Source organism: Algibacter sp., from assembly GCF_029245835.1.
Lineage (GTDB): Bacteria > Bacteroidota > Bacteroidia > Flavobacteriales > Flavobacteriaceae > Algibacter_B.
Genome location: NZ_JAQWOO010000047.1, coordinates 13,318 through 34,322 on the forward strand (window position 1 = coordinate 13,318; position 21,005 = coordinate 34,322).

At 32.0% G+C, this 21,005-nt stretch carries 19 protein-coding genes and 1 tRNA gene; 1 reads left to right on the top strand and 19 read right to left on the bottom strand.

Annotated elements, in window-relative coordinates:
• Positions 1-23: 23 nt before the first annotated feature.
• The 16 genes from P8K68_RS08020 to P8K68_RS08095 form a co-directional block, all read right to left on the bottom strand.
• A complete protein-coding gene (locus P8K68_RS08020) occupies positions 24-332 on the bottom strand; it encodes a DUF6122 family protein (RefSeq protein ID WP_300249331.1) in 309 nt (102 codons plus the stop codon).
• Complete coding sequence (locus P8K68_RS08025) at positions 332-955, bottom strand: WbqC family protein (protein ID WP_300249333.1); 624 nt, start codon at positions 953-955, stop codon at positions 332-334. The genes P8K68_RS08020 and P8K68_RS08025 overlap by 1 nt, the downstream gene beginning before the upstream one ends.
• Positions 952-1,713: a M15 family metallopeptidase gene (locus P8K68_RS08030; protein WP_300249336.1), complete on the bottom strand. Its 762-nt coding sequence runs from the start codon at positions 1,711-1,713 to the stop codon at positions 952-954. Before P8K68_RS08030 ends, P8K68_RS08025 begins: the two co-directional genes overlap by 4 nt.
• Before the next feature lie 51 nt (positions 1,714-1,764).
• The gene (lepB, locus tag P8K68_RS08035) at positions 1,765-3,348 is read right to left on the bottom strand and encodes a signal peptidase I (protein ID WP_300249338.1); all 1,584 of its coding nucleotides are present in this window, start codon (positions 3,346-3,348) and stop codon (positions 1,765-1,767) included.
• Between the two features lie 66 nt (positions 3,349-3,414).
• Positions 3,415-4,119: a 4-hydroxy-tetrahydrodipicolinate reductase gene (dapB, locus tag P8K68_RS08040; protein ID WP_300249341.1), complete on the bottom strand. Its 705-nt coding sequence runs from the start codon at positions 4,117-4,119 to the stop codon at positions 3,415-3,417.
• A gap of 37 nt (positions 4,120-4,156) precedes the next feature.
• Positions 4,157-4,774: a DUF5683 domain-containing protein gene (locus tag P8K68_RS08045; RefSeq protein ID WP_300249383.1), complete on the bottom strand. Its 618-nt coding sequence runs from the start codon at positions 4,772-4,774 to the stop codon at positions 4,157-4,159.
• Complete coding sequence (locus P8K68_RS08050; RefSeq protein WP_300249344.1) at positions 4,764-5,678, bottom strand: ParB/RepB/Spo0J family partition protein; 915 nt, start codon at positions 5,676-5,678, stop codon at positions 4,764-4,766. The genes P8K68_RS08045 and P8K68_RS08050 overlap by 11 nt, the downstream gene beginning before the upstream one ends.
• Positions 5,679-5,680: 2 nt before the next feature.
• Entirely contained in the window at positions 5,681-6,445 is a 765-nt protein-coding gene (locus P8K68_RS08055) for an AAA family ATPase (RefSeq protein ID WP_300249347.1), read from the bottom strand.
• A gap of 113 nt (positions 6,446-6,558) precedes the next feature.
• Positions 6,559-8,748, bottom strand: a complete 2,190-nt coding sequence (gene scpA / locus P8K68_RS08060) for a methylmalonyl-CoA mutase (protein WP_300249350.1) — start codon at positions 8,746-8,748, stop codon at positions 6,559-6,561.
• Between the two features lie 5 nt (positions 8,749-8,753).
• Complete coding sequence (locus P8K68_RS08065; protein ID WP_300249353.1) at positions 8,754-9,425, bottom strand: hypothetical protein; 672 nt, start codon at positions 9,423-9,425, stop codon at positions 8,754-8,756.
• A gap of 1 nt (position 9,426) precedes the next feature.
• Complete coding sequence (locus tag P8K68_RS08070) at positions 9,427-10,788, bottom strand: methylmalonyl-CoA mutase subunit beta (RefSeq protein ID WP_300249356.1); 1,362 nt, start codon at positions 10,786-10,788, stop codon at positions 9,427-9,429.
• The gene (locus tag P8K68_RS08075) at positions 10,781-11,104 is read right to left on the bottom strand and encodes a septum formation initiator family protein (RefSeq protein ID WP_300249357.1); all 324 of its coding nucleotides are present in this window, start codon (positions 11,102-11,104) and stop codon (positions 10,781-10,783) included. Before P8K68_RS08075 ends, P8K68_RS08070 begins: the two co-directional genes overlap by 8 nt.
• 1 nt (position 11,105) lies before the next feature.
• Entirely contained in the window at positions 11,106-11,711 is a 606-nt protein-coding gene (gene udk / locus P8K68_RS08080; protein WP_300249359.1) for a uridine kinase, read from the bottom strand.
• Between the two features lie 65 nt (positions 11,712-11,776).
• The gene (locus P8K68_RS08085) at positions 11,777-12,196 is read right to left on the bottom strand and encodes a cytochrome c (RefSeq protein ID WP_300249361.1); all 420 of its coding nucleotides are present in this window, start codon (positions 12,194-12,196) and stop codon (positions 11,777-11,779) included.
• Between the two features lie 22 nt (positions 12,197-12,218).
• Positions 12,219-13,340, bottom strand: a complete 1,122-nt coding sequence (locus P8K68_RS08090) for a PQQ-dependent sugar dehydrogenase (protein WP_300249362.1) — start codon at positions 13,338-13,340, stop codon at positions 12,219-12,221.
• A gap of 27 nt (positions 13,341-13,367) precedes the next feature.
• Positions 13,368-15,668 (bottom strand): TonB-dependent receptor, encoded by a 2,301-nt coding sequence (locus P8K68_RS08095; RefSeq protein ID WP_300249364.1) that lies wholly within the window; start codon positions 15,666-15,668, stop codon positions 13,368-13,370.
• A 121-nt stretch (positions 15,669-15,789) separates the two neighbouring features.
• Between P8K68_RS08095 and P8K68_RS08100 the strand changes: the two genes are divergently transcribed.
• Positions 15,790-15,864 (top strand) — tRNA-Pro (locus P8K68_RS08100).
• A gap of 126 nt (positions 15,865-15,990) precedes the next feature.
• On the opposite strand, the gene P8K68_RS08105 is transcribed toward P8K68_RS08100, so the two are convergent.
• From P8K68_RS08105 to P8K68_RS08115, 3 genes are all read right to left on the bottom strand, one after another.
• Positions 15,991-16,380, bottom strand: a complete 390-nt coding sequence (locus P8K68_RS08105) for an IS3 family transposase (protein ID WP_300249367.1) — start codon at positions 16,378-16,380, stop codon at positions 15,991-15,993.
• A 282-nt stretch (positions 16,381-16,662) separates the two neighbouring features.
• Positions 16,663-17,670, bottom strand: a complete 1,008-nt coding sequence (locus P8K68_RS08110) for a phytase (RefSeq protein WP_300249370.1) — start codon at positions 17,668-17,670, stop codon at positions 16,663-16,665.
• A gap of 5 nt (positions 17,671-17,675) precedes the next feature.
• Positions 17,676-20,537: a TonB-dependent receptor gene (locus P8K68_RS08115; protein ID WP_300249373.1), complete on the bottom strand. Its 2,862-nt coding sequence runs from the start codon at positions 20,535-20,537 to the stop codon at positions 17,676-17,678.
• Between the last annotated feature and the right edge of the window lie 468 nt (positions 20,538-21,005).

Below are 21,005 nucleotides of genomic sequence, written 5' to 3' on the forward strand. Positions count from 1 at the left end.
CATGAATCTCTGTGTAACAAATTCTACATCAAAGAACAATCTACAGTATCAGCAATAATATGAATTACCAATCCCAATCCAACTAATCGCGATTTTTTAGGAACACACAGAAATATATAAAATAAAATAGCAAAACTAGAGTGTAACGGGTGAAAGCCAATGCTACATCTATTGGGGTCAAAAATAGGGGTTGCCAATAAGTGGTCTAAGTCAATTAACATGCCTGCAATCATAACTAGGTATGCGTATTTCCAATTCGATTTAAAAAACAGAAAAGCTACAAGAAGTGGTAATAAAAAATGACACCCATAATGAGCAAAAGTTTGTATCATTATAATGGAGCTATGTTTTGAGATTCTAAATAATTTAAAGCATTAGGCCCTTCATTAAAAAGTAAATCTAAAATACTTAAATTGGGTATAAAACCATGCTTGTTGTTAAAAACCTGAGTATAGGTTTTAAAATTATATGGGGCCTCTTTTTTAGCATTTACAAGGTGTCTAAAATCTGTTTTGTCTTCTATGATTTTTTTATAAGTTTCGGTTTTAGATGTCTTTATTTCTAATTGCAAACAGTCACAAAATACTTCAAAACATTTCAAATTAAAATCAAAAAGATATGTTGCTTTTTCAGTAAATAAATGCTCAAGTTCATCTTCATAATATTCAAAAAAAGGCGATGTTCTATAGGCTGAAAGTAATGATTTCCAATGTAGGTTTTGCCAATTATCTTCATTAAAGATTTTTACATCTTTGTATTTCTGACGATTTTTTTGGGAATGAATCACAGGAATATTCAATCCTAGTTTTCCATTAGCGCCATAAATATAAGTTCGGTTTCTATAGGTTTGCTTCAAAAAATTATCATCCATTTCAAAAATAACTTCATCAGCTTTTGCAATAGCTACAAAGTGAGCAATGTTAGGGAAATAGGTTGGATGTATAACAATTTTCATTTTTGTGAAGATGGTATAAGCTTAGACTTTTTAGAAATACCATTAACATAATTAGTAATGATGTTTAATTTTTTTGCTAGTTCAGACCCATCAAAACCTAGTATGTCTTGGTAGTCCATATGTTTGTTGTAAAAACTAAGATATATACTTGCTAAAGGCATGTAAGACCAATGCCAGCGTTCAAGATTATAACCCCTTCTGCCATCTTTTTTGTCTGAGTATACTTGGTAAAAGCCATAGTTGTTAGCATTTTTTAAGAGCCATTCGTATACTTTTTTACCCTGACCTTTTTCAAAATAAGCATTGTTTAGACTATTTAAATCTATATCCGTTCCCCAATGATGTCTCGATGCAGATGGCATAGCGCTGTAATTCAATATTTTTTTTGCTCTATTAGTGGGTTTTAGATTTTTATAAGTATTCCATTTTCTTTGCCAAATGGTTTTTTGTTCATCAAAATTTCTAGTGCCTGAAATAATCTTTAGAGATATGCCATTTGCTTTAGCGTGATTAAACATGTTTACAAACGCATGATAGACTTCTTTATTTAAATAAATGACTTTTGAAGCATGATTAAGATTTACTTCTGTGAATAGTTCATGGTTTCGATACTCAAACTTTCCTGCAATAAAATCTTTTGTTAGCGAATGTTTTTGCGATGCATCTAAAGTCTCAGGAATCATTTTAGTATCCGTCTTATCCTGACCAAAAGTAACGGACGACATAAAAATAATAATGAGAAACGCTCTAATACTCATAAATATGCTTAGTCTTTAAAAAAATCCTTTTAAGCTAAAATATACTAAAGCTTATTTGCTTTCTTTTTTGCGGTTTCTCCATTTGTTAAAACCTATCCAACCGAATAATAACACTAAAAATGGAATAAAATAAGATGTTGCTTTTCCCTCACCGCTAACTGTTGTAAAGAAACGTTCCAAACGTGGATTCTTAATGCCATCCCAACTCATCCAAATAAATACGGGTTTACCAATAACATGGTTGAAAGGAACAAAGCCCCATCGTCTAGCATCAATCGAATTGTGACGATTATCTCCCATCATCCAGTAGTAATTTTGTTTGAATGTATAGGTGTCTGTTATTTCACCATTAATCAGAATTTGATTCCCTTTAACTTGAAGTGTATTGTTCTCGTATTCTGTAATAACACGTTTATATAATGGTAAAACATCTAAATTAATAGCAATGGTTTTTCCTGCTTCAGGAATGTATAACGGTCCAAATTGATCGACATTCCAATTGTAATTTGGGTCATGAGGAAAAATATCTGCATCTCTAACACCTTTTTCTTGGATATTTGGTGTAATGCTTGTTACGTTAGGGTGGTTTTTAAATTTGGATAACGCTTCATCTGAAATAGCTGAAAAATAGTAAGTATTTTGACTATTCATAATCCCAAAACCATCAGTAATATCATAACGGTCTTTGACAAACTTGGGGTTAAACTGGTTTGTTTTTGGTTGTACAAAATAGCTAAACTGTAAATGTGCTCTATCTGGTAATTCGTTTTTCTTACCATTAATGTAAACATAACCATCCCTAACTTCGAGAGAATCTCCTGCAACTCCAACACATCGTTTAACAAGGTTTGTCTTTTTGTCAATAGGTTTGTAGTAGTTTCTTTTTGGTGTAAAATCATTCATATCCAACAACGTATCTGCTGGTTGATTAAACACTACAATTTCATTTCTGTCAATTTTTTCAAAACCTGGAAATCTTAAATATGGGAGCTGTAGTTTATTCTTCCAAGATGTTTTACGTGTTTCAAAATTATCGTCAAATACATAGGATTTTTTGTTTAAAACAGGAATCGTATCATGAACCATTGGTGCTCCAACCGTTGTCATAGGCACTCTTGCACCGTAATGAAATTTGCTGACAAAAAGAAAATCGCCAACAAGTAAAGATTTTTCTAGTGATGAAGAAGGAATCGTAAACGGTTGCATAAAGTAGGTGTGGACTATGGTAGCTGCAACTATGGCAAATAAAATAGAACTTACCCAGTCTCCACCAGATGTATTGGGTTGTAAGCTTCTATTTTCAATATAGCTGACATCCGCTATATAAATGAGATAATAGTTGTAAAACCCAAGTGTAACAACTGCTAATACAGTATCAATAAGCATGTTTTTGCCAAAACTTCTAGCTGTTTCAACCCAAACAACAGGGAGCATAATAAGGTTTACAATAGGTAAAAATAACAGAATAATCCACCACCAAGGGCGGTTGATTATTTTCATTAAAACAACACCATTGTAAACAGGAATAAAGGCTTCCCATGCTTGTCTCCCTGCTTTAATATATAATTTCCATGTCCCTAAACCATGAATTACTTGAATTATCAAGATGAAAATAAACCATTGTGTCCAAGTCATAATTTCAAAATTTTATTTTTTTATTAGTAGTAACAAAGTCTTCTATGTTACAAGTATTGTTAAGCGTTAACCAATGTTTAACACATCATTCATCGTGAAAACTCCTTTTTTTCCAACAATCCATTCAGCTGCAACAACAGCTCCCAAGGCAAACCCCTGTCTGGTGTGGGCAATATGCTCAATATTTATAGTATCTACTTCGCTTTCGTAAGTTACTGTATGTGTTCCTGGAACATCTTCAATACGTTTTGCAACAATTGGAATGGTGCTTTCTCCATGCTCGTCAAGCTTCCAGTTATGGTAGCCTTCATGTTGCTCAATAACCCCTTTAGCCAAAGATATTGCAGTGCCACTTGGAGCATCCAGTTTTTGAGTGTGATGAATTTCTTCCATAGAAACGTTATATTGTTTCAATGCACTCATCATTTTAGCAAGTGTTTTGTTGAGTTCAAAAAAGATATTAACACCTAAACTATAGTTTGAAGCATAGATAAATGCTCCCTTTTTTTCTTTACATAAAGCCACTGCATCATCATAATTATCTAACCATCCTGTGGTTCCGGATATCACAGGAACATGGTTATTAATGCAATTCGAAATATTATTAAAAGCGACTGAAGGGATGCTAAAATCTATCGCAACATCAGCTTTGGTAATATCATAATCATGATCACCTTTATCAATAGTCAATACTACATTATGCCCGCGTTTAATGGCGATTTGCTCAATGGTTTTACCCATTCTCCCGTATCCTAGTAATGCTATATTCATATGTTTTAAGTATATATGTTTAATGCCTATTATGGGCTTAAAATTTAAAATTTAAAGTTAAACCAAGATTGCTTGTAGCGTCAATTTGATTCAGTTCGTAATGTGGTGCTAAAGATAAATTTTCATCAACATTATATTGTAATAAATGTGCACCAACATTAGCATCAATAATATTTAGAGCATAAAGACCAATGGTTACTAATAAAGAAATTTCTTTATTTCTACGGTAGAATTTTTGGGCGTCTTCTAGTCTGTCAGTCGATACTCTTGGTGTGGTTAATTGATTGCCATTAGAGTCTATATAAAACTCATCATCAGTAAAACCAGCAAGTCTTCTTTTGTAGGCGTCTCTAAACCTATTGTATTCTTTGTTATTGTTTATATAAAAATACACGCCTGTTCCTATGGCACCATAAACAATGGGGATTTTCCAATATTTTTTATTGTAGGCTTGTCCTAAACCAGGTAAAATAGCAGAATAGAATGCCGCTTTTGCTGGAGAAAGAGCGTTAATAGGTTTACTGGGTTTAATTATAGAATCAATAAGAACTTCTTTAGGAAGCTCTTTTTTTTGTTTTTCCTTCTTGTCTTGGCCAAAAGAAGAGATACAAAGTAAACATGCTATTATTCCTGTAATAAGGACTTTATTTGGAATCACCTTGAACTAATTTTTTAATACGATTAAAATCTTCTTCAGAGTGAAAAGGAATCGTAATTTTTCCTTTTCCGTTTTTAGAGACTTTAACGTCTATTTTATGTCCAAAGTATTCAGAAAAAGCTGTTATGCCTTTTTTAACAAACTTTGGCATCTGTTCTTCTTCTAATTTTTTTGATATGTTTTCAGTATTTTCAGAAGTATTAAAATTACGAACAAGATTTTCAGTTTCTCTAACCGATAGTTTGTTGGATAAAATGCTTTCGTAAATATCCAACTGTTCGTTTTGATTATCAATAGCTATTAAAGCGCGACCATGCCCCATGGAAATAAAACCATCACGCATTCCCGTTTGAATAATTGGGTCTAGTTTTAATAAACGTAAATAGTTAGCTATGGTAGAACGTTTTTTACCTACACGTTCGCTCATTTGCTCTTGTGTTAGGTTAATTTCGTCAATTAAACGTTGATAGGATAAAGCTATTTCAATAGGATCTAAATCTTGACGTTGAATATTTTCAACCAACGCCATTTCAAGAGATTCTTGGTCGTTTGCAATTCTTACATAAGCTGGAATAGTTTCTAAATCCAGTAATATTGAAGCTCTATAACGACGCTCTCCAGAAACGAGTTGATATTTATTTAATCCTAATTTTCTAACGGTAATAGGCTGAATAATACCTAATTCTTTTATAGATGAAGCCAGTTCACGAAGCGATTCTTCGCTAAAATTTGTACGTGGTTGAAATGGGTTAACTTCAATAAAGTCTAAATCTAATTCAACAATATTACCTATAACTTTATCGGCATTTGTGTCTTGAGCCGATTGAATATCGTTACTTGGGTCTTTTAATAGTGCTGATAAACCTCTACCTAAAGCCTGTTTTTTAGTTGCCTTAGCCATAATTAAGCGTTTTTATTGATGACTTCTTTTGCCAAACTTAAGTAATTGTTGGCACCTTTACTACTTGCATCGTAATTAATTATGCTCTCGCCGTAACTTGGAGCTTCACTGAGTCTTACATTTCTTTGAATGATGGTTTTAAACACCATATCGTTAAAATGTTTTTGAACCTCTTCAACCACTTGATTTGATAAGCGTAAGCGCGAATCGTACATGGTTAGTAATAAGCCTTCTATATCTAATTCTGGATTATGAATTTTTTGTACACTTTTTATGGTGTTTAGTAGTTTTCCTAAACCCTCCAATGCAAAATATTCACATTGAATAGGAATCATTACTGCATCTGCAGCTGTTAATGCATTCAAGGTTAATAAACCTAATGATGGAGCGCAATCAATAATGATATAATCATAATCATTTTTAATGGTTTTTAATGCCTTTTTCATCATGTATTCCCGTTCATCTTTATCAACAAGTTCTATTTCAATAGCCACTAAGTCGATATGGGCAGGAATAATATCTAGATTAGGGGTTTCAGTTTTAACAATAGCTTCTATTGCAGAATTAGAATGCTCTAAAAGTTGATAGGTTCCTATGTCAACAGATTCTACTTCAATTCCAATTCCAGAAGTTGCATTTGCTTGAGGGTCAGCATCTATAAGTAGCACTTTTTTCTCTAGAACACCTAGTGAGGCGGCTAGATTAATAGCTGTTGTAGTTTTCCCAACACCCCCTTTTTGATTAGCAATTGCAATGATTTTACCCATTAAATGATTTGGTTTTATTAGGCGCAAAAATACGATTATTTACGAGGAATAAAAACGGAACTTGTTAACAAATAGGTAAATGGAAATCTATTAGTTTATTGGTAGTTATTTGGTTAGTCTATTAAGATTTCTAAAATCTTTATAGCAGCTTCGCTAATTTTTGTTCCAGGCCCAAAAACAGCAACTGCACCTGCGTCAAATAAATATTTATAATCTTGTTTTGGAATTACGCCCCCAACAATAACCATAATATCATCACGACCATATGCTTTTAATGCCTCTATAACTTGTGGAACTAAAGTTTTATGACCTGCAGCTAATGATGAAACGCCTAAGATATGCACATCATTCTCAATAGCTTGTTTTGCAGCTTCTTTTGGCGTTTGGAATAAAGGACCAATATCGACATCAAAACCTACATCAGCATAAGCAGTAGCTACTACTTTGGCGCCGCGATCATGTCCATCTTGTCCCATTTTTGCAATCATTATACGTGGTCTTCTCCCATCTTGTTCTGCAAAAACATCTGCAAGTTCCTGAGCTTTCTTAAAGGATTTATCGTCTTTTATTTCTTTACTATACACACCAGAAAATGATTTTATTTGTGCTTTATGTCTTCCAAATACTACTTCGAGGGCATCACTAATCTCTCCTAGAGTAGCGCGTTCGCGGGCAGCTTCAACAGCTAAAGCTAATAAATTATAATCCTCACGTAGGTGGGGATCTTTCGATTCTATTTGTTGACCTTCTTCAGCGTTTCTACGTATCGAATTTAATGAATAATTAGCAGCTTTAGTTAATTTTGATAAAGTCACTTTTACATTTTCTGAATTTCTCTCAGCTCTAATTGTATTTAATCGTTCTATTTGAGAGTTTCTAACGGTTTGATTATCTACTTCCAGTGTTGAAATAGGATCTTCTTCTTTAAGTCTAAACTTATTAACACCAACTATAATATCTTGCCCGGAATCTATTCTAGCTTGCTTTCTTGCTGCAGCTTCTTCTATTCTTATTTTTGGTATGCCAGCTTCAATAGCTTTTGTCATACCACCCAATGCTTCAACTTCTTCAATTAAAGTCCAGGCTTTTTGAGCGATATCATGTGTTAGTTTTTCTACATAATAACTTCCTGCCCAAGGATCAACTGTTTTAGTAATATAAGTTTCTTCTTGAAGGAATATTTGGGTGTTTCTAGCAATTCTTGCCGAAAATTCTGTTGGTAGCGCTATAGCCTCATCCAGAGCATTGGTGTGTAAACTTTGTGTGCCTCCAAAAACGGCTGCAGCAGCTTCAATAGTTGTTCTTGCAACATTATTAAACGGATCTTGTTCCGTTAAACTCCAACCAGAAGTCTGACAATGGGTTCTTAATGCTAAAGATTTTTCGTTTTTTGGATGGAACTCTTTAACCAATTTAGCCCAAAGCATTCTTGCTGCTCTCATTTTAGCAATTTCCATAAAATGGTTCATCCCTATGCCCCAGAAAAAAGATAGGCGAGGGGCGAAGGTGTCAATATCCATACCTGCTGCTAATCCTTTTCTAATGTATTCTAATCCATCTGCTAGGGTGTAAGCCAATTCAATATCGCAAGTGGCACCGGCTTCTTGCATGTGGTACCCGGAGATGCTAATACTATTGAATTTTGGCATGTTTTTACTGGTATATTCAAAAATATCTGAAATTATCTTCATGGAAGGTATTGGCGGATATATATAAGTATTACGCACCATAAATTCCTTTAAAATATCATTTTGAATCGTACCGGCCAATTGCTCTGGTTTTACACCTTGTTCTTCTGCTGCGATAATATAAAATGCTAGAATAGGTAAAACGGCACCATTCATAGTCATAGAAACCGACATTTTATCTAACGGAATTTGGTCGAAGAGTATTTTCATGTCTTCGACGGAATCGATTGCTACCCCAGCTTTTCCAACATCGCCAACAACCCGTTCATGATCAGAATCATAACCACGATGTGTTGCCAAATCAAAAGCTACAGATAGCCCTTTTTGGCCAGCTTCTAGGTTTTTTCTGTAAAAGGCATTGCTTTCTTCTGCAGTTGAAAATCCTGCATATTGACGGATTGTCCAAGGTCTGCGAACATACATGGTGCTATATGGTCCTCTAAGATATGGGGCAATACCTGCTACGAAATCTAGATGTTCTAAACCTTCAGTATCATCTTTTGAGTACGTTGATTTAATATCAATATCTTCAGCAGTCAGAAACGTTGAAGCTTCTAGCTCCTGATTTCTATCTTCTGGATTTATTTTGATATGTTGAAGGTTTTTTCTATACATAAAAATTAGTGATTGTGTCCTGCATGAGGATCAACTTCTGTTTTTGGAGGGAGTACATTAAAATCAACTTTTTGCTCAGGTTTATCTAAATTTACTTTACTGAAATCGATATTAAACATTTTAGCATAATACAAGTCTAACGCTACGTAAAGGGCTAAATTTTTATCGTTTAACGTATTTCTATATTTAGTTACTAATGCTGGTCCAAATAATTTTGGACTCATACTATTTGTTGATATTAGTGCGTCAAAAGTTGTTTTAAGGGCATTATCTTTTATATTGCTTGAAATACACCCTGTTAAAACGTTGTTATAATTTAATTGAGTTTTTGAGGGGCTAATCGCCCATAAATTATTTTGCTTTTTTAAGGCTTCAAATATTTCAACGGTGTGTTTTGAAACGATTTCTTCCATCTTTAATCTACCAAAAACAGAATTTCGAATAGCTTGCGAGTAGGCTAGGTCTAAACGATAATTTTCATTTCCTTTTTTGTAATAATTTAATATGTCATCTTCAAAACTATATAGCGCTTCATTATATAATTTGGAGTTTATGCCTTCACAGGTAAATGCTTGGGGTTTATCTGCATATTTGTAATTTGAAAATGTATTTTCTTTTTTACAACTTAATAAGGTGGCAACTAATAAAAATGTAATTAGGATTGTTTTTGTTTTCATTTTAATCTTCATTTTTTAATCGGTTTTGTTCTAAATGTTCTGATAATCTTTGTTCTATAATAGGTTCAATTAATGTTTTTCTTTTGTTGGTTTTAACGAAAGGATAGAGGTCTTGGTCATCTTTAATTTTGTCATTAGTATTTGGGTGTTTATTTGTTCCAATTAAAACCGTTTCACCTTTATTAAATTGGTTTTGCTCTTTAGTTGCACTTTCTTTTATTTTTCTTTGAATTGTGCCTTGTTTTAACTGTTTTAAAAAGCCTCCGTTTGATTCAATATTTTTAAATAATTCTAGTGCTTTTTCTGAAAGTTGACTTGTTAAACTCTCAATGTAATAAGAACCATCAGAAGGATTGTTAACTTTATTAAAATAACTTTCGTGTTTCAAAATTAATAATTGATTCCTTGAAATGCGTTCGCCAAATTCGTTGCTTTTATGATAGATAGAATCATACGGTAAGTTGCAAATTGTATTCGCGCCTCCAAGAATAGCACTCATACACTCCGTAGTTGTACGCAACATATTTGTGTTATAATCGTAAAGTGTTTTGTTACGTGTTGTTGGGGTTGTCATGATTTCACAAACTGTATTTATTTCATATTCAGAGGCTAGTGATTTCCATAACGTTCTTAAGGCTCTTAATTTGGCGATTTCAAAAAAGTAATTTGTTCCAACCGAAATATGAAATATGACTTTTAGTGATGGTGATTTTATTTCAGAACTTTCTAGAAAATTTAAATACTCATTGGCATGCGCTAAGGCATATGCCAATTGCTGTACCATTGTCGCACCTGCATTTTGATATAGAGAACAGTTAACACTTATAGATGACGTTTTTTTTGTGATATTTTTGAATGTTTTAAAATCATCATTCAAACTTTTAAACCAATTTCCGGTTTTAGCTAATTGGCTAATACAATCTATATTTATTTTAGCATGAGGTAATAATGTATTCAAATTATTTGTGAATGCTTCAGAAAGAAATAGTAAATTAAAATGTAGAAGTACGGTTTCTGAATCAATATTTTTAATTAAATTTTTGATTGATATATCTTCAGTAGGTATAATAAAATCAATACTTTCAGCGCCTCTTTCAATGATATCAATAGCTTTTAAATTTGATTTATTAACATCTGCAACAAAAATAGATTGACAAACTTTCCATTGCGTTGCTTTTGTTTTTGGTATGTTTGGTAATGTCTTAAAGTCGTCAGCATGATAAAACGGCTTTACATCAATATCTTCATTGTTTTTCCAAATAAGCGTATCGTTGTAGTCAGCTCCTTTTAAATCGAACTGTATTTTTTGTTTCCATTGTTTTGAAGACACGGCATTAAAAGTATCAAACAAATTGTTACTCATCATTTTTGGTTTTTAAGCTATCTTCATATTCAATAATGTAAATTTCTTCATTCTCCCGTTTCATGTAATACTCCTCTCTTGCAAATTTCTCTAAACCGTCCTCTGTACTTATCTTTTTTAAGTCTTTTTTGTCTTTTTCAATTTCCTTTCTATAATACTCTTTTTCGTTTTCTAAATCGTCAACTTCGGTATTTAACTCGTGGTGGATGAGCCATGAATTGGCATCAAAAAACAGCATCCAAATCACAAATACTACTAAAATAAGTACGAATATATTTTTAAAAGGTTTTAGGTATTTGTTGCTAGGAAGTGCCATATTATAATTTTTCGGTTATTATAGTTCTAACTATATCTATAGCAACTGTATTGTGTTTGTTGTTAGGAATTATGATATCTGCATACTCTTTCATAGGTTCTATAAACTGATTATGCATGGGTTTTAGGGTGGTTTGGTATCTGTTTAAAACTTCATTTAAATCTCTTCCTCTTTCAGAAATATCACGTTTTAAGCGTCTTATTAGGCGTTCATCGCTATCGGCATGAACAAATATTTTAATATCAAACATGTCCCTTAATTCTGGATTTGTAAGTATCAAAATACCTTCAACAATCATTACTTTTCTAGGATGTGTTAAAATGGTATCTCCAGTTCGATTATGTTTTACAAAAGAATACACTGGTTGATGAATAGGCTTGCCTTTTTTTAGTGCTTTTAATTGTAATACTAATAAATCAAAATCTATAGATCTTGGATGGTCAAAATTAATTTTAACGCGCTCATCATATAATAAATGCGATGTATCCTTATAATAAGAATCTTGTGATATTACGCCAACTTCTCCTTCTGGAAGTTCATTTAGTATTTGGTTTACAACAGTAGTTTTTCCGCAACCTGTGCCACCTGCGATTCCTAAAATTAGCATGATTTGTTGTTTAATTGGCTTTTTACAAAGTTAGTTAATGTAAAATCATTTGTAGAGAATTGCTCTTATTTTTTAATCCTTGAAACTTCTTCTTCAGTAACTATTTTGTTGTTTTTGTTTCCCCAGCTATTTGTAATATAATTCATGACATCCGCAACTTCATCATCACTTAAACCTAAAGCGGCCATATTACTGTTATAAGTTTTTCCGTTTACAATAATTTCCCCTTCTTGCCCATATTTAATCCCTCTAATACTTTCTTCTCGTTTTTGAATGAGGAAATCCGACTTTGCTAATGGCGGATAAATGTTTGCAACACCTTCGCCGCTGGGTAAGTGGCATGAGACGCAAAAATCAGTGTAGATTTCACTTCCTCGTGCGATGCTTTCTTTTAGAGGATCTGTTTGACAGCTGTATGTGTATGTGTTTGAGTTTAATATGAATAATGATATGATTGCTAAAAAGTAAGTAATAAATAATTTCATCTGTTCATTTTTTTTGTTCTAATTATTTTGAGACTATTTTGTAAATACCTTTTCCTTCAAAGGCTATATAAATATTACCATCGGGAGCTTGCAAAACATTCCTAACACGACCAATACCTTCAAATAATTTTTCTCGTTTCACTACTTTTTCATTTTCTAAAATCAAGCGCTCTAGGTAGCTAAATTTTAAAGAGCCAACTAATAGGTTTCCTTTCCAATTTGGGTATTTATCTGAAGAAACAATAGCCATTCCACTAGGAGCAATGGAAGGTACCCAATAGAACAGGGGTTGTTCCATACCTTCTTTTTCGGTAATCTCGGTAAATGATGTGCCGCTATAATTAATTCCGTAAGATATTACTGGCCAACCATAGTTTTTTCCTTTTTGAATAATATTAATTTCGTCACCTCCTTTTGGTCCATGTTCGTTTATCCAAATAGCTCCTGTGAATGGATTTTTTACCATGCCTTGTGGATTGCGATGCCCGTAACTGAAAATAGCGGTTTTTGCCCCTGATTCATTTACAAAAGGATTGTCTTGAGGGACGGATCCGTCATCATTTAACCTATATATTTTACCACAATCTCTGGTGATATCTTGGGGATTAACATCTCTATTACCTCGGTCTCCAATGGAGAAATATAAATAACCATCATCATCAAATTCAATCCTAGAACCCCAATGTTGTCCTTTTTTAGTATTTAATTCAGCTTTGTAAAGTACTTCAAAATCTACTAAAGTAATGTCATTTAACTTTGCTCTTGCCAAGGCAGTATTACCACCATCACCTTCGCCTTCCGCAGAACTGTATGTCATATAAATCCAACCGTTATTTTTATAATTTGGGTGTGTTTTAATATCTAAAAAACCGCCTTGACCACGTACATATATTTCAGGGACACCTTCAATATTAGTTTTTGTACCATTTTTAAAATGAATTAATTCTCCTGATTTTTCAGTAATAACCATGCTGTTATCTGGTAAAAAGGTCATGCCCCACGGAATGTTTAATTCTGGTACAACTAATTCTGTGGTATATTTTAAATCTGTTGGTTCTTCTGCATTTATTTCCGATTCGGTTTGTTGCGCACATCCAAAACAGGTGATGAATACTAAAGTGATTATGGAATACATCTTTTTCATTAGAAGTAATTTTGATTTAAAGTTACATTAAAATACATAATTTACATGTAATCCTGAAAAATAATTTACGGGATTTCCAGGGTAAAAGTACCTTGGAGCATTACCGCCAAAGCCAGATGCATTTATTAATATTTGTGAGGCATATTGCTCGTTAAAGATATTATTTACTCCAAAGAAAATATTTAATTTTAGCGTTTTATTTAAATTTGCTTGATACCCGAATTTTAAATTAGTTAAACTGTAGTTGTCTGAATATAAGCTATTACTATCCGTTATTGGCATGCTTCCAACATATTGATAATTGATATTCCCGTAAATACCAAAAGCTAAATCAAAGTCAATTCCAGCATTAAGAATATTTTTCGGAACTCCAGTTAAATTATTTCCAGAGAAATCATTGGTATTTTCAATAAATTTTTTAAATATGAAATTATTGTGTGTGTAATTCATAAACGAATTAATAGATAGACTTTCTTTTTGAAACCAATTATAATTTAATGCCAATTCTAATCCATCATGTTGTGTACTTCCGGCATTAACACTTATAAACTCGTCTTGTGCTGTTCTTCTTGAAACCAATAGATTTTTTATATCTAACCGATATATTGACGCACTATATTGTAACTTGTTTTTTAAAGTTGTACCACGTGTCCCTATTTCATAGTTCCAACCAGTTTCGGGCTTTAAGTTTGTGTTTATTTGTCCGTTTGGTAATAGTGTCTCATTTAGAGTGATAGGAGAGAAACCATGGCTTATACTTGAATGAATACTAAAGTTTTTTGAGATTAAATGAGATACGCCGAGTTTTGGAGAGGCTATATTTTTGAATTTGAATGCACCTGACTGATCTGGGTTTTCAGCTGAAGTTATAAAATTATCTTCTAAATTATATGCTGTTTTGTTTAGATTTACACCTAATGTTATTGTTGTTCTGTTTGAAGTTTCAAAATTAGTTTCAGCAAAAATATTGTAATAGTTTCTTTTTTCTTTAAAGTTTGATAATTGATTCCCCATAACACTTCCGGTGCCAGTTGGAAAATCGTTATATAAATTTTCAAAAGTTTTATAGTTGTATGTGTCTCTAAAAAGTTCTCCACCTAAAGTCCAATTCATATTTTTACTAAACAATCTAGACTTTCCTAATAAACGACTTCTAATACCAATTGCAAATGTGTTTTCTTTTAAGATATTGAAAGGTCTCGGTTCGTAAGCATTGTTAAATGATGTAAATATGCTCGATGTGTGTTTTAAATTGCTACTGTAATCCTGATTTAAAGATATGCCAAAAACTCCTCGTTTGGAGTCTTCAAAACCTTGAGCTTGTTTCCAGGTGAATGCTGCCGATTCAGGATTGTTTAGATAATCGGTTTCATTAATAGAACTGGGTATAAACGCTTTTAAATCAACATAGCTTGTTAAAAATGATAGTTCGCTTTTTTTACTTAAAAAATGGTTCGTATGAAGAGTAAAGGTTTGCCTATTATATTCATTATTTTCACGATAACCATTGCTTTGGGTATTGCTGTATACAGCTCTTAAACTGTTTTTTTTTGAACCATGATTTACGTTAATAATACCTTTATTAAGGCCGAAAGAACCAAAAGAAAATTCCGTATTTAAATGAGTTTGATTTAACAATGCATTTTTAGGTTTTAATTGAATAACGCCACCAAGACCTGCGCCATAAATACTTGAAGCAGGACCTTTAATAATTTCGAATTGAGACATTGAAGCCAATTCAAAATCTTCAATATTAGTTTCTCCACTACCATTTGTTAAAGGAATATCTTTAAAATAGGCTCTAATTTTTGAAGTACCAAAAAGGTTTCTGGCCCCTATACCTCTTATAGTAATTCTGTTGGTGTTAAGTGCTCCACTCTGCATAAAGACACCAGGAACTCTATTCAAAATTGGTGCAAAATTTATATTGTTTGAACGTTTAATGTCTTTTGAAGTAATGACAGTGATAGAAGCTGTTGCTTTTTTTAGTGCTTTAGGAATATGATTTGAGTGTACAATAACTTCGTTTAATTCCGAGGGCTTTAGTTCTAGTTGGATAATGTAATATTGGTTAAAAATTAAATTTAAACTTTTAATGACGTACCCTTTTTTATTGAATGAGTATATACCTTCATTAAAAATTTCAAAACCACCATCTATTTTTGAAGTTATACTTTTTTTTGTGTCTATATTAATTATTTCGACACCTTCTAAGGGGATATTATTATCACTTTCAATTATTTTCCCTACTATCTTTGATTGACTATTACTAGTTAAAACTAATCCTAAAATGGCAAAAATGAAAATACTTTTTTTTATATGGAGCACAGTTAAAATCGAATAAATTAAAGTGGCTAAGATATTGTTTTTAAACAAGATTTTTTTTTAAAATAGTTATAGGTAAATGAATAAATAAACTATATTTGCACCCTGTTACTAGATAACTATTCGGGGTGTAGCGTAGCCCGGTTATCGCGCCACGTTTGGGACGTGGAGGCCGCAGGTTCGAATCCTGCCACCCCGACAAATAGTATATCAATCTATGTTAAAAACCTGTTAATCGTATGATTTTCAGGTTTTTTTCATTTTAAGTTTAACATATGAAGAATCATAATCCATTATTGTTTTATATGAAAGTGATTTCTGATACCTATACTTGATTTATTCTGGATACTTTAAAGTTTTGATTTAGAATATTAGCAGCAATAGGGTATTTATGATTACTATTTGTTGCTGTCTTAAATTTACGTTTTCTTCTAGCAAATAAACCATTGACTTTAATTAATTTAGCTGCTCTAGGTCTGTAAATATAATGTCCTAACTTTTCTAATGCTGTTTTTATTCTTGGTGGGCCATAACTCTCAAAACTATTTTTAAAAATACTGGTAATTAATTCTGATAGTTTCTTATTGTATAAACAAAGTTTTGAAACCTTAGCCTTTAACCAACTATAATAGCCACTAGTGCTAACTTTTAAAACGTTACACACCTTCTCGACTATAAACTTAAATTTTTGATGTTTTATAAACCTAAATTTCACTTGTCGCTCTTGGAGATTTGATATTAAGAGGAGAAAACACTGTTTTTGGGTATTTTGCTCACCACCTTTTTTAATATCTCATGTTCTTCTGAAATATCTTTTAACTGTTTCTTTAATAGAACTATTTCTTTTTGTTATAATGTTAATTTTGGTTTGCCTCGACCTTGAAAAACTGTTCTTAACATATTTTTTTGATTCTTTTCTCCAGCGGTGTAATACCAAATAAGGAATGTCCAGTCTAATATAGTAAGTCCATATCATAGATGTAACAATAAAAAAAATCTAATCTAGCAGTTTAAGCTTTGTTAAATCATGGAAAAAGAAGTTCTTTTCATCATTCATACTTACAAATAGTCCATTAGGAAATTTGTTTCCTAAAGCTGACATAGTTAAATCACAACCATCAGTTTCAATAGTGCCTAAATTAATCTCTTTTATAAAAACGGTTGTATCAGCATCAAAAATATTAAACGTGTTTGCTTGCTGATTTGAAATTATTAAAAAAGATTTATTATCATATTTCGCAATAGCTATACCTTCAATATCCTCTTTAAAATACTCTACACCAAAGCAATATATTTCTTTGTCTCCTTTTAATGGGTTTGCGTAATATTTATGGATTCCATAGCCTTCATCAGAATAATAAAGAATACCCTTTTCGTCATCAACCGCAATAGCTTCTATTTCCTTTTTTCCACTAAATGCTCCTAACTTTCTGATTAAATTAGCTTTAACTCCTAAAGAATCTGAAACCAATTCGTATTGGTATAAATATCCTTTTTTTGGACCGTTTTTTCTACTTACAAAAACTGAAACTTGTCCTGTTTTAGGGTTTTTATAAATTGAAACTCCCATGGGTCGTTTCATTTCAATAGCTGTTTCGTCCTCAAAAACTTTAAAGCCTCCATTATCCAATGGTTTCATATCTGGAATAGAAAACAGTCGTATTTGATGCTTTTCTCTTTCTGAAAACACCATAATATCCGTCGAAGTAGAATCTGTTAAAGCAAAACCATATTCCACATCCACATTATTTGGGTATCTTATTCCTATGATGCTTTTTTCTTTAATGATCTTTCCGTCTAAATTAAAGGCATAAACGCCACCATTAAATTCATCTTTATCTGTTCCAAAAACGATGCTTTCTTCTGGATTTGTTTTGTTAATCCAAATAGAAGGATCATCGGTGTCATGCAAGGTCTTTTCTGTAATTACATCTGGTGCTATTACAGGCAACTTTTTTCCGCATGAAACCACCAGTAATCCTATTATTATAAATATATACCTCATAAAAACTACTTGTTTTTACTTTTAAATAAATCATACTTTAAACCAAGAGTGAAGCGTCTTCCGTAATATTCTGCTTGCATGGTTCTTTGTTTTACACCTTGAAAATAACGTAACGGTTGATCTGTAATATTATTTAATCCAGCGTATAAGCTTAAGTTTTGATTTATTGAAAAATTAGCATTAAAGTCTAGAAAGAATTGTTCATCATAATACCTATCTTCAAAAGTATTCCCACCAATTTCATCTACATAAGAATCAGAATAGTTAGCAGATAAACGTAAACTTAACCTTTTGCTATCATAAGCTAAAGAAGCATTAAACATGTTAGGTGCCGTATTTGGCAAATCTAAATCAGTTCGTTCATCACCATCTTCATTTCTAATACCATTGGCGTCAGATGTTAAGTGTGTATAATTTAAATAAACACTAAAGTTTTTAGCAAATCCTGGTAAAAAATCTAGCTTTCTTTGAAATGCAAATTCAAAACCAAAAACAGAGGCGTCATCACCATTTAAAGGTTGGAATACATCAAACCCAGTAGTACCTGTGCCAAAAGAATCATCAGTAGTTTCTGTCTGGAAGGTGTAAATAAAATCATTTATCTTTTTATAAAATACACCTCCTGAAATAATTCCTACACTTTTAAAATAATGTTCAGCCATAACATCAAAATTCATAGATGTTGTAGGGTTTAATTCTGAATTTCCTACAAAAACCTCTTCGTCACTTAATACAACATCTAGTGTTGGTACTAAATCTGCATAATTTGGTCTTGCTAAAGTATTAGTCCAAGCAAATCTAAAAATAGTTGCATCCGTTAAATTGTATTTAAAATGAATCCCAGGAAGCACATTCGTATAAGAACTCTCATCGGTTATTTGATCAATTACACTCTCTTCGTCTTCAATTTGATTTCCAGTTGCTCTAATTTTTGTAGTTTCTATTCTTAGGCCAAAAAGTACATTTAATTTTTCAGAAAGTTTTTGACTTGCCATTGCATAACCTGCAAATACATTTTCTTCCACATCAAAATTTGCGCGTAAATATTCGTCTGGCACATCTTCACTTTCAAAAAGAGATGTATCATTTAAATTTAATCCGCCTAAAAATTCAGGTGTAGCAAAAGTACCAACTGCGTATTGACTTCCTGCTAGATAATTAGAATCAGAATAATCGCGAGTAGGAACAAATCCTAATTCATCAAAACCACCATTCAGTGGACTGTATTCCATAAAATTATTATCTCTGTTTTTATTTTTAAATCTACCTCTTACACCAAATTTTAAAAAACCGTTTTCTTGATTAAATAATTTTAGAGGTAATTGAAAATTTACAAACATGTTAAAATCCTCTTCCTCGGTATATTGGTTTTCCTCTGTTAATTCCCCGAATTCAAAATCATTATAATTAGCAGCAGCAATTACAGGTGTGGATAAAGGAAACTCAGAATCGTTGTTAAAATTAATAGTATACTCACTTTCATACTCCAAATAACGTTCGTTTAAACGTTCTTCTGAAGCTTTTGCAAATGATGCCATCCAGTCTATTTGTAATGTATTCGCTAAGTGCTCACCACCTAAACTGAAATTGAACATCCGTTGGTCTTCTAAACGTCTGTTTTTACTGCGTTGATTGTCAATACCTCCTTTTGATTGTCTTTTGACTTCTACAGGAAATGATGTTAAATTACCATTTCCATCAATTGTAAAATCTCCAGGTTCAATGTCTTCACCATCTAAAATTTCGTGTTCTAAACGGAATCTGTTTTCACGGTCGTCTCGCCAATTATAAATAGATTTAAAATAAATGTTATTATTATCATTTATTTTGTAGTCAAAATTTGCTGAAAAACTACGACGAATACGTTGAACCAAATATTCTCGAATTTCGAATACGTTTGCATAAGGATTGACATCTAATTCTTCTAAATTATCTTCATCATCAAAAGCATTATAATCAAACTCGTCTGTCCATTCCGCTTCAAAATTATCACTACCAAAATCATTATCATTAAAAGATGTAGAAACCATCCAACCAAATTTTTCGTCTTTAGATCTATCTCCCAATAAAAAAGAGCCATTAATTATTCTTTTATTGGTAATATAATTAACTCCAGAGCCTCCAGTTGCAGACAATCTAAAACCTTGTGGCGAAGTTCTGGTTATTAAATTAACAGAACCACCAAGTGCATCTGCATCCATATCGGGAGTTACTGCTTTATTCACTTCGATAGTTTGAATCATATCAGACGGAATTAAATCCATTTGTATGTTTCTGTTATCTCCCTCCGCCGACGGAATCCTACTACCATTTAAGGTTACAGAATTTAATTCTGGTGATAATCCACGAACAATAATATTTCTGGCCTCTCCTTGATCTACTTGCATTGTAATTCCAGGAATACGTTTTACAGCATCTCCAATATTAGCATCAGGGAATTTACCAATTTGATCAGTTGAAACAATATTGGTAATGTTCGTTTTATTTTTTTGTGTGTTTAAAGCTCTTGCTTGCCCGCCTATTGAGTAACCAGTTATTTGAACTTCATTTAATTCGGTGCTTTTAGAAGTTAAAGTAATATTAACTGCTGTTGTTGCATTGCTTGCTAAAGCAATCTCTTCTTTATAATCCACATATCCTAAATACTTAATTAATAATGTATAAGTGCCTTCAGGAATATCAACCATAGTGAATTTTCCATCAAAATCTGATATTGCGCCTTTTTTTAGTTGTTCAATTAAAATGGATGCTCCAGGAACAGTAATACCGTTGTCATCAGTTATAACACCTTGTATATTAGAATTTTGTGCGAATCCAAAAGATGAAAAGATTAAGATAAAGAATAAAATTACGTAGTGTTTTTTCATTGTTAATTTATTGATTAATTAATTTTCCGCTAAATAACAAAATGAGTAAATGAAGCGTTTTAAGTACGCTTTAAATTATGGTTATCTATGATGTAAAAATTCTTAGATTTTAAACGCGCTTAACAATAAATAAAACTTAAGGTTACATTTTATTTAATTCTATAAAAAACTTAAATGTTCTACATTTGGTGAGAACTGGCCCAGAATCATTGACCTTCGAGTTATGAGATTATTAAAAAAAACAGACCAAATACTATCAAGTATAATCTCAATTGTTAACCTTTTTACATAAAGAAGCTATTTTAGTGTCAGTTAAATTTTCACCCTTTCAGAACACCTTTAAAACCAATTCTTTTAAAACTTAATTAGTTCCAACTTGAACACAATACTTTAAATGTTAATAAGGCTATATTTATTTTCGCTTTTTGGTTTTATTTTTTTTTATTTTAGAAATTTAAATCCCTTTAT

Coding starts and splice junctions, on each gene's coding strand:
- udk (WP_300249359.1), bottom strand. CDS start 11,711: ATGCTAATTTTAGGAATCGCAGGTGGCACAGGTTGCGGAAAAACTACT.
- P8K68_RS08030 (WP_300249336.1), bottom strand. CDS start 1,713: ATGAGTATTAGAGCGTTTCTCATTATTATTTTTATGTCGTCCGTTACT.
- P8K68_RS08070 (WP_300249356.1), bottom strand. CDS start 10,788: ATGAGTAACAATTTGTTTGATACTTTTAATGCCGTGTCTTCAAAACAA.
- P8K68_RS08065 (WP_300249353.1), bottom strand. CDS start 9,425: ATGAAAACAAAAACAATCCTAATTACATTTTTATTAGTTGCCACCTTA.
- P8K68_RS08115 (WP_300249373.1), bottom strand. CDS start 20,537: ATGAAAAAACACTACGTAATTTTATTCTTTATCTTAATCTTTTCATCT.
- P8K68_RS08075 (WP_300249357.1), bottom strand. CDS start 11,104: ATGGCACTTCCTAGCAACAAATACCTAAAACCTTTTAAAAATATATTC.
- scpA (WP_300249350.1), bottom strand. CDS start 8,748: ATGTATAGAAAAAACCTTCAACATATCAAAATAAATCCAGAAGATAGA.
- P8K68_RS08020 (WP_300249331.1), bottom strand. CDS start 332: ATGATACAAACTTTTGCTCATTATGGGTGTCATTTTTTATTACCACTT.
- lepB (WP_300249338.1), bottom strand. CDS start 3,348: ATGACTTGGACACAATGGTTTATTTTCATCTTGATAATTCAAGTAATT.
- P8K68_RS08085 (WP_300249361.1), bottom strand. CDS start 12,196: ATGAAATTATTTATTACTTACTTTTTAGCAATCATATCATTATTCATA.
- P8K68_RS08110 (WP_300249370.1), bottom strand. CDS start 17,670: ATGAGGTATATATTTATAATAATAGGATTACTGGTGGTTTCATGCGGA.
- P8K68_RS08055 (WP_300249347.1), bottom strand. CDS start 6,445: ATGGGTAAAATCATTGCAATTGCTAATCAAAAAGGGGGTGTTGGGAAA.
- P8K68_RS08025 (WP_300249333.1), bottom strand. CDS start 955: ATGAAAATTGTTATACATCCAACCTATTTCCCTAACATTGCTCACTTT.
- dapB (WP_300249341.1), bottom strand. CDS start 4,119: ATGAATATAGCATTACTAGGATACGGGAGAATGGGTAAAACCATTGAG.
- P8K68_RS08050 (WP_300249344.1), bottom strand. CDS start 5,678: ATGGCTAAGGCAACTAAAAAACAGGCTTTAGGTAGAGGTTTATCAGCA.
- P8K68_RS08090 (WP_300249362.1), bottom strand. CDS start 13,340: ATGAAAAAGATGTATTCCATAATCACTTTAGTATTCATCACCTGTTTT.